Genomic DNA, 12,384 nt, shown 5'->3' on the forward strand with positions numbered 1-12,384 from the left:
CTCATTTCAATGTGTTTTCGATGGGATAACCTTGGCCTCTCAACGTACACGGACGAAAATTACATGATTGGCACGGTTTTTAAAGCGCTCGATGTTGGCAAGAACCGATGGTATTTATTGAAATGTGTATTCAAAATAGAAAGAATACCATCTGGGATACTCGGCCAACTACCTGCTATTCTTGTTCCATAAGCTATATAGTTCCCTTAGTAATTATCCGAAACCAAACTTTTCTTTTAGTGCAAGTGTTCTGTTAACCTCTGATAATGAGTTACATATACGTTTACAAACGACAACAAACGTTTACAAACGAAAGTAAGTACTTCCCAACCGAATACCATTTGGGCACTGATATAGGTTTGCAGTGTCAAGTCAAGGAGGCTTGATAGTATTAACTGTTTAACATTAAAATATTTAGTATGAACGCACTTAAAAACTCAGTACAGTTGATTGGAAACTTGGGCCAAGACCCAGAAATCGTAAACTTGGACAATGGTAGCAAGCTTGCCAAATTCTCCATCGCCACGAGCGAGAGTTACAGGAACGCCCAGGGGGAAAAAGTGGAGGACACCCAATGGCACAATATCGTTGCATGGGGGAAGACCGCCGAAATCGTCGAGAATTATCTTGTAAAAGGCAAACAGGTAGCCATTGAAGGAAAATTGGTTCACCGGTCATATGAAACCAAGGAAGGGGAAAAGCGATACATCACCGAAATTAAATGTAATGAACTGTTGATGTTGGGGAAGTAGGACCCCATTAGTATATTGTTATCTTCACATATGGGCAACCTGCCAGACGCTTGTTTCAAGGTCGGCAGGTTGCTTTGTCTTACTAGGAACCTTATGAAAAAAGTACTCTCCATTATACATTTAGAGGCCCTCAATTTGCGGAAATCCCTGCTACTAACGAAATCGATTAGGCAAAACAGGCAGTGGGTCGATTATCCAATGCATCGGATGTAAATCCTATTTTGGGTACGCCAAGGAACGGCGACCTTATTGGAAAATTCGATGGGCATCCAAGTGTGTCGAAAATGACGTAATGGTCTTCGACTAAAATACTGCAATACTTTTGCCAATTTTACCAAAATGTATCGCCTTGTCCCGTAAATAGGGCATTTGCAACGATTAAACCCTGTAAATAGCTTTATATTTTGTAATATTAGGGGCTTGAATTTTATATAAAATCCCATTATGTCCTTACTGGATAAAATCAACGACTTAAAAAACATAAAAACACTTTCAAAACATGAACAGTTGGTGCATGGGGTAATTGAGGCTATCGATTCCGGTATTTTGGTTTCAGGCGACCAGCTGCCCTCAATCAACCGAATGGTAGCCGATTTGGGATATGCTAGAAAGACGATTGTCAAGGCCTATGAAGAATTGAAGGACAGGGGGTTGGTAGAGTCAAAGAAGTTAAAGGGCTATTTTATTATAAGTCAAGAAACGAAGGTGACCTTAAAGGTGGCCCTACTGTTGTTTGCGTTTCAGAAATTCCAGGAGGAATTTTACAATACCTTCCGAAAAGAACTGGGAAAAAGGTTTCAAATAGATGTTTTTTTCCATCATAACAATGTGGCCGTTTTCGAAACCATATTCAATAATATAACGGGTAAGTATGGAATGTATGTTGTAGCCCCTATTCCAGATCCATCGATTCGACCCTTGTTAATGGGCATTGAACCTTCCAAATTATTGATTATTGATCGGTTTTATTCCTTACCTGAGTCCTATTCCTATATTTCCCAGGTTTTTGAAGACAGTATGTACAGCAGGCTTGTTGAATTGTTGCCCAAGCTAACAAATTACGAGAAGTTGGTGCTTATCGCTTCCGATGAAAGTTATTATCCTACGGGAACAGTTAAGGCCTTTGAAAATTTTCTCAACGATTTTGACATTGATGGGTCTGTTCAAAATACGTATGAAAGGGGATCCTTGAAAAGGGGTTATGTATACTTTTTTATTGGAGATTCGTTTTTATGGGAGGTATTAAAGGATTGTGGAAACCATGGCTATAAGGTTGGAAAAGATATTGGTATTTTGTCTTGTGACGATCATATTGTAAAGGAAATTGTTTCAGGTGGCATCACCACCATCTCGGCAGACTTCGAGGAAATGGCCATCAAGGCCGCTAATTATATTAAGAATCCTGAGCCTACCCACGAGATTGTTCCCATAAACCTTATAGAACGGGGTTCCCTGTAATTCACTTTTCTTGGAGCCTTATTTTTGTAATGATGTGCTGCCCTATTTGTTGTCCTTGGGTGATTCCTAGTTCAATGGCAGGACGATAATGGATTCCCCCGTATAATCTGCTAATGGCTGCCTCTTGGGAGGCTTGATGAAAAGAGGAAAAGCTGCGAACGGGTAATCCGTAGGGGACCTCGGTGGCATCTACAAACGCATAGTTCTTACCAAATAGATGGGTCAGCACGGTTGCCGCGGCATTGGAGGCTACACTATGACCCGAAGTATGTTCCGGAAATGCCGGGGTCTGTAGTATGGGCATCCAGTCCGGGTCGATATATTCATTGATAAAAGTCTCTGGACGCGTGAGTTGGCTCCGGTATTTTTGATCCCAACAACTTATAAACGCATCGGCCACCGCGATGCCCACCATAGACATGGTTTCCGCCGCTAAAACAGGATCAGCTTTTTGTTCTTCCAGTACTTGGGCGGCGATATGCATCCAGTGTCCACCCGGGGAAATCTGCTGTTGGAAGTACATTACATGACCTTTTGTCGTTGATATATTTGGGTTGCAGTCCCAAAATTTGGCAATCTCGATTTCCACCGTGTCCAGTTGTTTTACGGTTTCATATACTTCCATAGCCTCCTGATAGAAACGGGAGCCTTCGGAACTATCGAAAGTGGTCGGCATGCCCGGATCAAACTGATTTGCGGAATCCAGTACAAAAGGTCTAATGGTATTCCAATGCGGTTCTATCGCTTCCATATAATCCGGGGGCGTTGGTCGCCAACGGCCTGGGTCGTCGGTAACGCTATATCGTGGCAAAGCCGTACGTCTCAGGTATCCGTCTTTGGCCGCCCACCCCAGAATCGCTTCGGCCAAGTTTTCTCCGTATGTGATTGAGTTGTCATAAATTTCCTTGTCGATTCCAAGCTCCCTCGCTTCCTGGAGGATTTCCTTTTCCACTTGATCTACTCTTTCCAAATCATACACCAAGGCCTCCCCGACATTCATAAAAGCAACCATCGATACCAACGGATAATAGTAATTTTTGTCGTTATCGGGTAGGGGTAAGGTATCCAGGCCGTTCAATTGTCCTACAAAGGAAACCTTCGTCGAATCAAGAAAACGGATACCTTCGTATGCGGCGATATTGGGATAAGCATAAATACGGCTGGCCACCGGTGGCGTAAAAATATCCGCTACGATGACCTCGGTTAGTTGCCGGTTGTAGCGCGACAGCCCATTTTCGAAGTACGCATCAAGTTTTTGTAGATCGTGTTTAGGGCTACAGGCCGATAGTGCCAGTATTAAAATAATACCAAACTTATTGAATCGTTTCATCTGCATACACTGTTTTGGTGTTTCCTCTTGCATTGGTAATCGCAATCTCTTTGATAAGGTCGTTGACGGTAAAGCTTCCGGTACTTTGTGATAAATAGCCCGAACCATTGTAGAACTCCATTCGATACTGTTTTCCAGTATGTAGCATTACGTTGGCAAATTGTGCATCGCCATCAATAGCAATGGCCTTTCGTGCAGCGTTTTGGACATTGGACTCGAATATCCTTAACGGACCATCATTGTTGGCTGCCAAGACATACCATCCTCCTCGAGCGCTTTGCATGACGGCCAGGCCGCTACCATCCAAATCGTTCAAAAAGCCACTGGCTTCCCATTCGATATTTTCAAATGTTCCATCGCCCTTCCCTTTGAGGAAACTACCCATCATGGCATCGTATCGTCCTGTTGCCGCCTCGGTGGCATATGAGTTTCCGGTGAGTAGAAGGTCTTGTATTCCGTCACCATCTATATCCTTTACCACGATTCCCTCTATTGGAGCGGTCTGCAGGGCTAGCGGTAACGATTGTAGTTCAAATCGCCCTTGCCCAAGGTTTTCTAGATAACTATTGGCAAAATTATGGCTTTTTACGACATAGGCTCCTTCCAACTCTTCCGGTAAGAACGATTTTTGGAAAGAGGTTTCCGCGTAGGATTCATAGGTGCGAAATCGGCCTCTCATCGCATTGATTTGGCCGATGATCTCGTCCCTGGAATGGGCCAGATGATTTTCGCCATCGATATAATAACACATCACGGGATCCAGGCGTCCATCCTTGTCATAGTCATTGGCATAGATACAGAGGGGTTCTTCGGCTGTAGCACGGTATTTGGTGTTGAGTCCAAGATTGCCCAAAATATAATCGGTATCGCCGTCTTGGTCAAAATCGCCTCCATTGATACTGTTCCACCAACCTTCCGATTTTTCTAGTCCTATAATCTGGTCAGGGGGTTTCAAGTGTCCCTTTTCATTTCGGAAAATAGTAATGGGCATAAATTCCCCTACTGCGATCAAATCGGTCCAACCATCCTGGTCATAATCCGTCCAGAGTGCGGAACTGACCATGCCAAGTTGCTCCCAATCCGTGATCGTGTCACTAATATCCACAAATTTTAAATTAGCTGGATTTCCATCGGAACGATTTTCCAGGAGATAGCTTTTGGCAGGCATCGGATAATTTCCCGGGTCGATTCGACCTGCTACGAACAAATCCAAATCACCATCCTTATCATAATCGGAAGCGATAACGGAGGCGCCGCTGGAGGTTATCAAGGGGAGGGCCTCGCCCAATGAAAAATTCCCTTGCCCATCATTGAGGTACAGACGGTCTTGATAGGGGTTAAAGTCAGAGGGGGCGATACCGCCGCTGACTACATATAGATCTTTATCCCCATCGCCATCCGCATCGAAAAATAATGCGCCCATGTCTTCATATTGGTCATCAAAAACGTGGTTGGGTTCAAAACTTCCTTCCGGTTTCTGTAGAAAGAGTTGCCCCGACTGCTGGAAAGCCCCCCCGATAAAAAAATCCTCCAATCCGTCCGCATTCACATCCGCCACCGCGATACCCGGACCGCCTCGAGAGTGCATATGTGGAAGTATGGGTTGTAGCTTGAAATCTACAAGTTCGTCTTCCTGGTGGGAGAAGTCGATTCCTAGACTGTCGGTCACCTCCACAAAAAGCGGTTCCCTGGTCGGATTTTGAATGGGACGCCGTTGGGAAGCTTCCGATTGGTCGATGATCAGCAGTTGATTGGCAGGTTGTTTTTTGATTGAATGATAGCTTCCGTCGGGCCACCAGACTTCGATAAGATCAACGGTGGATAAAGTATCCAATCCGAAATGTATGGTGGGGTCTACACTTGACTCGTACCCCCTGCTTAGAAAATGTTGGTAATATTGGTTTGTGTTACCTGTGGTAATTTTAACCTTTGTCCCGATACCCTGAAGGTTTCCGACTTTTCCTTTTAGTGCCAGTCTTAAAAAATTGTTCCCTGGTCTCTGTTCACTTAAATTTCTGTAAACAAAGGCGGGTTGGTCTACATTATTGACCAAAAGGTCGAGATCCCCATCATTGTCCAGGTCGGCAAAGGCAGCTCCGTTTGAACAGCTTTTTTTGTCAAATCCCCATTCCTCGGATACTTTCTCGAAGGTCATGTTCCCCTTATTTCTAAAGGAATAATTGACCAAATCTGCCTTTGGAAGCTCTTTTATGGAGTTCTTTTTTTGTTCGATTTTTGCCTCGGCGGTCCCCAATGGATTGTCATAGATACCTTGGTAGTGTATGTAATCCAAGTTACCTAAATCCCGTAGGAACCCGTTGGTCACATAAAGATCTTTATGGCCATCATTGTCATAATCGGCCAACAAAGGACTCCAGCTCCAATCTGTGCTGCTGATTCCCGCCAAAAACCCGATTTCACTAAATTTTCCACCACCTTGGTTTATCTGCAAAGTGTTGCGACTGTACTGCGGATTGTAGCCAGCTTTCAGCATCAATTGAAACCGGTCATAACCGGTCGAGGAAATGATTAATTTTTGTCTTTTGTTGTCTTCGGGACGCATATCGAGCACCATGATATCAGGATTCCCATTATTATCGATATCGGCCAGGTCGTTACCCATGCCGGCATAGGAGGTGTGTTTGATATGTTCGGTAATCCCGTCTCTGAACGTACCATCTTTTTGGTTGATATAAAGAATATCGTTTCCAATAAAGTCGTTTGACACATAGATGTCCGGCCAATCGTCGCCATTGATATCCGAAATACCTACTCCCAGGCCATACCCTTCAACTAAAATCCCCGCTTCCAAGGAGACGTCGACAAAAGTTCCGTCCCCCTCGTTTCGGTACAGGCGATCATTACTTACAGATTGGCCATTGAGCTCCCTCGGTTTACTCACATTTACCTTATATTCGTAGGCCGCCGGGTTGACCAGTAGATACATATCCAAATCCTGATCTCTGTCATAATCGAAAAAGGCGGCATGCATGCTTTGCCGGGTGTCGTCCAAGCCGTATTCGGAAGCTTTTTCCGTGTAGGTCAAATCGCCATTGTTGATATAAAGTAAATTGGCTCTTTCCGAAATCTTGCCACCTCCGGAAACGCACACATAAAGGTCTAGAAAACCATCTTGATTAATATCGACCATGGTAACCCCCGTTTCCCATCTGTTGTTCAATAATCCGGATGTTGCAGTGATATCCTCGAACTTAAAATCCCCTAAATTACGATATAGTCTACCCGACTCCATGTTTCCACCGAAATAGACATCTACAAGGCCGTCATTGTCAATATCCCCTACTGCCACACCAGCTCCCGTATAGACATTCATATATTGAAATACATTGATGCTGTCGTTCTCAATGATAGTATTTCGGAAGTCGATTCCGGTTCGTGAGGCTGGTAATAGTTCAAAACGTTGCGGTTTAGTTTGTTTGCACCCACCCGCTAGTATCGCCAAACCAATAAGCAGGTATGTTTTGAACATCTTCATAGGATAGGCAGTATTTCCGTTTGATCCCCGTTGCTATCAATGATTTTCACCGAGGTGGCATCTGCAGGTATTTGAAGCGTACGACTGGAGTGCGAAAGATATCCTCCGCCGTAGTGAAATTCTACCTTATGTCTTTTGCCATCTTTGAATTCTATAAGCGCACCAACTTCATTTTGTTCGGGCGTGTAGGTTCTATTCGTTTTAGGGCCTAAGAAAACCTTCAATGTACCGTCGTTGATGCCCACCACGGTCAGCGGACCCTTGTCGGTTTGCAGCGCTACCATTCCTTTGGCATCTCCCGTCACAAAGAATCCACTTTCGGAAACATCGACCGATGAGAAGCCCCCTTTTCCGTCACCTTTTAGTAGCCAACCAATGGAGGCATCATAGCGGCCCGAGAAGACTTCCCCACTGTAAAAATTACCAACGGCCAGTATGTCCAGATTGCCGTCGTTGGTATAGTCCTTTATGAGCATCCCATAGATCGGTGCTATTTGTGCCTTCATGGGCAATTCGGACAGTTTGAATTTGCCTGACCCCAGATTCTCTAAATAAGAATTGGCGAACGTCTCGCTCTTCACAACATAGGCATCGGCAAGCTCCTCCTTTAAGAACGACTCTTCAAAGGTTGCTTCGGCATAATCGGAATAAGTGCGAAAACGTATGCGCATGGCATTGATTTGATCGATGAGGTCGTTTCGTGAGTGGGCAAGATAATTTTCTCCATCAATATAGTAGCACATCACCGGATCGATCTGTCCGTTTTTGTCATAGTCACTGGCGTACACACATAAAGGCTCTTTGGCGCTTGCCTTATATCGGCTATTTAACCCTAGATTTCCGAGGATGTAATCGGTATCGCCGTCGTTATCGAAATCACCCGAGCTGATGCTATTCCACCATCCAGTAGTATGTTCAAGGCCGGTTTGATCTGTAATCTCATTCAGTATTCCCTGTTTGTTTTCAAATAGGTGAATTTTCATAAACTCCCCAATAACGATTAGGTCTTGCCATGTATCGTTGTTAAAGTCGGTCCAAATGGCATCGGTAACCATGCCGAGTTCGTCAAATTCAAGGTCAACGGGCTGCGGATCGGCCTCAAATTTAATCGTGCCGTCAGCACTATGGTTTTTTAGAAGGCAGCTTGCAGACGGCAGGGGATATGCCCCTGGCCGTATGCGACCCCCCACGAACAGGTCGAGATCGCCATCCTTATCGTAATCCGATGCGGCGACCACCGAACCACTTACAAACGATTTTGGAAGCGCATCCGACAAAACGAATATTCCTGAGCCGCTATTTTGATAGAACCGATCTCGGTATAACGAATCGTTATTCGGAAGGGACGAACCCCCGCTGACCACATATAAGTCCTGATCGCCATCGTTATCGGCATCGAAAAATAGGGTGCCCATATCTTCGGTCTCGGTTTCGGCCATTGCATTCTGTTCAAATGAGCCATTGGGTCGTTGTAGTAAAATGCTGCCAGACTGCCCTCTTGCGCCCCCTACGTACATGTCTTCCAAACCGTCATTGTTTACATCCGCGACCGCTATACCCGGGCCATTGCGGGAATGCATGTGTGGTAGAAGGGGTTGAATTTTATAATCGACAAATTCGTTTTCAACATGGGCGATATCGAGTCCAATACTGTCCAACGCGTGAAACAGCGTGGTCATTCGGGTCGGTTCGGCTATGTTCGGGGCAGTTCGTGCATCCTGGTAACGCAGAACCAGCTCTTGATTAACCCGTAAAGGACCTATTTTTTGCTTTTTTCCATCTGGCCAAATGACCTTTAGACTGTCTATCCGGGCGGTGGCTCCCAGGCCAAAATGAAGTGCCTGCTCCACGGTCGACAAATAACCACGGTAAGGGGTATAGTATTTTTTCTGTCGTTTTCCTTGGTAAAAGATTTCCACTTGACTTCCTATCCCTTGCCTATTAGGCATTTTTCCTTCGAAACGGAATCGGATGTAGTTGTCGTTTCCACCTTCCGCGGTATTTTGGTAGAGACCGGCCGGGTCATCGATATTGTTGATGATCAGGTCTAAATCCCCGTCATTGTCCAGATCGGCATAAACGGCGCCATTGGAATAGGTGGGTTTTGAGAATCCGCTTTCCTCGGTGATGTCCTCAAAGCTTAGGTCCCCCTTATTTTTGAACATGAAATTATGTATCTTGATTCCTGGTAGTTTGTTCAACTCGTTCAATCGTTGTTCCCTATTTGCTTCTTCCGTTCCCATCGTGAGTACATTGTTGCCATAGACCATAAAGTCGAGATTGGTAATGTCCTGGCGATAGCCATTGGTCACAAAAAGATCGTTGAGGCCATCGTTATCGTAGTCGGCCAAAAGAGGACTCCAGCTCCATTCGGTCGCTGAAATTCCTGCGATTTGCCCTATTTCGCTGAAGGAACCGTTTCCATTGTTCAACTGAAGGGTATTGCGGATGTATTGGGGCTGATATCCATCGGAAATACTGTTTTGGAATTCGTCGTAATTATTGCCCATCATGGTGAGCTTCCAGCGTTTGTTATCGGGCGGAAGCATGTCCAAGACCACGACATCCGGATGGCCATCATTGTTGATGTCGGCAATGTCGTTGCCCATTCCATTAAAAGTCAGGTGTCTAAAGTAAGACGAGGCCTCGTTCGAGAAAGTCCCGTCTTTTTGATTGATATAGAGAAGGTCATCCGTTAGAAAATCATTGGAAACATATACATCGGGCCAACCATCTGTATTCATATCGCATATTTCGACCCCTAGACCGAACCCTTCGATTAAAATTCCTGCTTCCTTGGAAACATCGGTGAAGGTGTTATCGCCATTGTTACGGAAAAGTTTGTCGGCAGAGGGGGCTTTCCCGGTGCGGTCTTTGGGTCTGGGGGTATTGCGATTGAAATCGACCAAGGCATTGCTCAAAAGGTACATGTCCAGGTCACCGTCGCCGTCGTAGTCGAAGAAAGCCGCTTGCACCGAATAACTTTCGTCTGCAAGGCCCCATTCCTTGGCAGCTTCGGTAAAGCCAAGTCGCCCCCCTTTGTTTCCGTTGTTGATAAAGAGGAGGTTGGCACGTTCGGCTCCGGTTGAACCGCGATGCCCACCCTTGCATACATAGATATCGGGATAACCATCTTGGTTAATATCTACGATGGAAACACCGTTCGACCAGTTTTCGGACCCGACCCTGGCCGATTTGGTAACATCCTCAAATTTCCAGTCACCCAGATTGCGATACATACGGTTACTGACCATATTTCCCGTAAAATATAGGTCTTGCAAGCCATCTTGGTCAAAATCTGCGACGGCGACTCCTGCTCCGTTATACATGTACTCGAACTCGAGCACTGAGGGATTGCCCCCTAGAACAAGGGTATTACTGAAATCTACCCCTGTAGTCGATGGTGACATTTCCTTGAACGAAGTATCCGCAATATGTTTACAGCCTACCAGGGTTAGTGCAAGGGGTATAAGAAAATGAAATGGTCGTCGCCTCATTATTCTGGTTTGGAGCATAAAACGAATATAACAACTACATGTTAAAGAAAAGGAATCCAATCTCATAAAAGATTGGATTCCCAACGGTCTATTAGACCCCTTAACAAACTACAAAATTTTACTCGATAAACGAGATTTAAATGCTCCGACGTCCCTACGACAGGTGTCAGGCCAGGCCTGGGTCGGAATCTATGTTAATTCCTTTTAATACCTCGTGGGCTTGTCACTCCTTCACGTAGCCGTTTGTGCCTCCGCTAAGGCTATGGCGACACACGGACGGCGGACGAAGGCCCCTAGTTCGTTTTCTAGTATCCGGGATTTTGGGTCAATAGCCCTCCGGAGCGGTCTACTTCGGATTGAGGAAACGGGAATACGTTATAGTTGTCGTTCCAAGCACTGCCGAAAATGGTGGCGCCCAAATTCCAACGTACGATATCGAACCATCGATGCGGTTCCAAGGCCAGTTCCACCCTTTTTTCCTGCATCATGGCCATCAATAAGTCCCCATCGGCCGCAGTGGTGGGAGCAAGACCGGCCCTTTGCCTGATGTCATCAATTTGGGTTCTTGCGAGCCCCAAATCCCCGCCACCAAGGATTAAAGCCTCAGCGTATAATAATTTCAATTCTGCGAAGCGGAACCAGCGCTCGTTGTTAAAATCGGCCTGTTGATTGGGCGCATGGTTAGCGGGGTCGATATTTACTTCGCCTCGGTATTTCTTGAGGGTATAGTTGGTAGATGACCAAGTAATGTCGTAGGGTAGTGAAGTGAAAGTGGTAAAATAGGTATCCCCATCTTGATAGAGGATGGTACTGAGTCTTTCATCACCCTCCTCAAAAGCATCTACCAAATCCTGCGTAGGTGCCCACCAGCCTAATTTACCGCCCGGCGCTCCATTACCAGCATCCCAATACCATCCCCTACCTGTGCCTTGGGAAGCTTTGAAATTCTCCGAATGTGTATCATCAAAAACCCAAAGGTTGTCATCCGATTGTGGTCCACCATATTGTACCTCAAAAATAGATTCGGAATTGTTTTCATTGGTAAAGGCAAAGACATCTTCGTAGCTGGGTACCAGACTATATGGTCCATTGTTGACCACGTCTTCAAAAGCCGTAATCGCGGCTTGGTAGTCTTCCCTAAAAACGTTCACCTTGCCAATAAATGATTTCGCCGCCCAAGAAGTGGCCCTACCGGTATTGCTCGAATCCCAAGACTCTGGTAAACCCGAGGCCGCGGTGTTAAAATCTGCCAATATGAAGTCGTAAAGGGCTTCCTGCGTTGCATTGGGCAATGCAAGATCATTGATATCCGTCAATACTTTATCGGCAATAGGCGGGGTGCCGAACATTTTGAGTGCTTGAAAGTGAAACCAAGCTCTCAAAAATTTCGCCTCTGCTTCCAGAACCGTTTTGTCCTCGGCGGTCAACTCATTTTCGGCATCCAAATTTCCCAATACCAGATTTGTCCGGTAAATCCCCTCATAAATCTGTGTATAAACCGCTGCATAGGGGGTATCCGCAGCCCTCAATTGCAAATTATCGATATCAAGGGATATTTGGTCGCCGGCCGCGGTCACGGGGTCGGCGGCAACATCATCGGTAATGACCATCGATAACTTCCAAAACTCACCTCTTTCGGATAGCGTTTCGGTACTGGTGCCCCAGAAATCTTGGATAGACGAATAGGCAGCAAACATAGCCCCGTCAAAATCACCCCTGGTTTTATAAAATGACTCCACTGTGATACTGTCCAAAGGCTGTAGGTCCAATTCATCGCTGCATGAGAACGTCACCAAGGAGAGGATTGCTGTAAGAATTAAAATTTTTGCTTTCATAATACCTTTTTCTTTT

General features: G+C 45.5%; 6 protein-coding genes. 2 read left to right on the forward strand and 4 right to left on the reverse strand.

What is annotated here, in order from left to right; all coding sequences use genetic code 11:
• The first annotated feature begins 419 nt into the window (after positions 1 to 419).
• On the forward strand, positions 420 to 752 hold the full coding sequence (locus FK220_RS14610) for a single-stranded DNA-binding protein (RefSeq protein ID WP_152575080.1): 333 nt from the start codon (positions 420 to 422) through the stop codon (positions 750 to 752).
• A 444-nt stretch (positions 753 to 1,196) separates the two neighbouring features.
• Positions 1,197 to 2,210 carry a GntR family transcriptional regulator gene (locus FK220_RS14615; protein WP_152575081.1) on the forward strand — a complete coding sequence of 338 codons (1,014 nt, stop codon included), beginning with the start codon at positions 1,197 to 1,199 and terminating at the stop codon, positions 2,208 to 2,210.
• A gap of 1 nt (position 2,211) precedes the next feature.
• On the opposite strand, the gene FK220_RS14620 is transcribed toward FK220_RS14615, so the two are convergent.
• The 4 genes from FK220_RS14620 to FK220_RS14635 all read right to left on the reverse strand — a co-directional run bounded on the left by FK220_RS14620 (position 2,212) and on the right by FK220_RS14635 (position 12,368).
• Positions 2,212 to 3,540 carry a vanadium-dependent haloperoxidase gene (locus FK220_RS14620; RefSeq protein ID WP_238719037.1) on the reverse strand — a complete coding sequence of 443 codons (1,329 nt, stop codon included), beginning with the start codon at positions 3,538 to 3,540 and terminating at the stop codon, positions 2,212 to 2,214.
• Entirely contained in the window at positions 3,524 to 7,030 is a 3,507-nt protein-coding gene (locus FK220_RS14625) for a VCBS repeat-containing protein (RefSeq protein WP_166204933.1), read from the reverse strand. The genes FK220_RS14620 and FK220_RS14625 overlap by 17 nt, the downstream gene beginning before the upstream one ends.
• Positions 7,031 to 7,032: 2 nt before the next feature.
• Positions 7,033 to 10,533 (reverse strand): VCBS repeat-containing protein, encoded by a 3,501-nt coding sequence (locus FK220_RS14630; RefSeq protein ID WP_166204935.1) that lies wholly within the window; start codon positions 10,531 to 10,533, stop codon positions 7,033 to 7,035.
• Between the two features lie 305 nt (positions 10,534 to 10,838).
• A complete protein-coding gene (locus FK220_RS14635; RefSeq protein WP_152575085.1) occupies positions 10,839 to 12,368 on the reverse strand; it encodes a RagB/SusD family nutrient uptake outer membrane protein in 1,530 nt (509 codons plus the stop codon).
• Positions 12,369 to 12,384: the final 16 nt, after the last annotated feature.

The organism is Pelagihabitans pacificus (assembly GCF_009371985.2).
Taxonomy (GTDB): Bacteria; Bacteroidota; Bacteroidia; order Flavobacteriales; family Flavobacteriaceae; genus Pelagihabitans; species Pelagihabitans pacificus.

What these genes read in the sequence shown, in the direction of transcription:
- FK220_RS14625 (WP_166204933.1), bottom strand. Translation starts at nt 7,030, where the DNA reads ATGTTCAAAACATACCTGCTTATTGGTTTGGCGATACTAGCGGGTGGG.
- FK220_RS14610 (WP_152575080.1), top strand. Translation starts at nt 420, where the DNA reads ATGAACGCACTTAAAAACTCAGTACAGTTGATTGGAAACTTGGGCCAA.
- FK220_RS14635 (WP_152575085.1), bottom strand. Translation starts at nt 12,368, where the DNA reads ATGAAAGCAAAAATTTTAATTCTTACAGCAATCCTCTCCTTGGTGACG.
- FK220_RS14615 (WP_152575081.1), top strand. Translation starts at nt 1,197, where the DNA reads ATGTCCTTACTGGATAAAATCAACGACTTAAAAAACATAAAAACACTT.
- FK220_RS14630 (WP_166204935.1), bottom strand. Translation starts at nt 10,533, where the DNA reads ATGAGGCGACGACCATTTCATTTTCTTATACCCCTTGCACTAACCCTG.
- FK220_RS14620 (WP_238719037.1), bottom strand. Translation starts at nt 3,540, where the DNA reads ATGAAACGATTCAATAAGTTTGGTATTATTTTAATACTGGCACTATCG.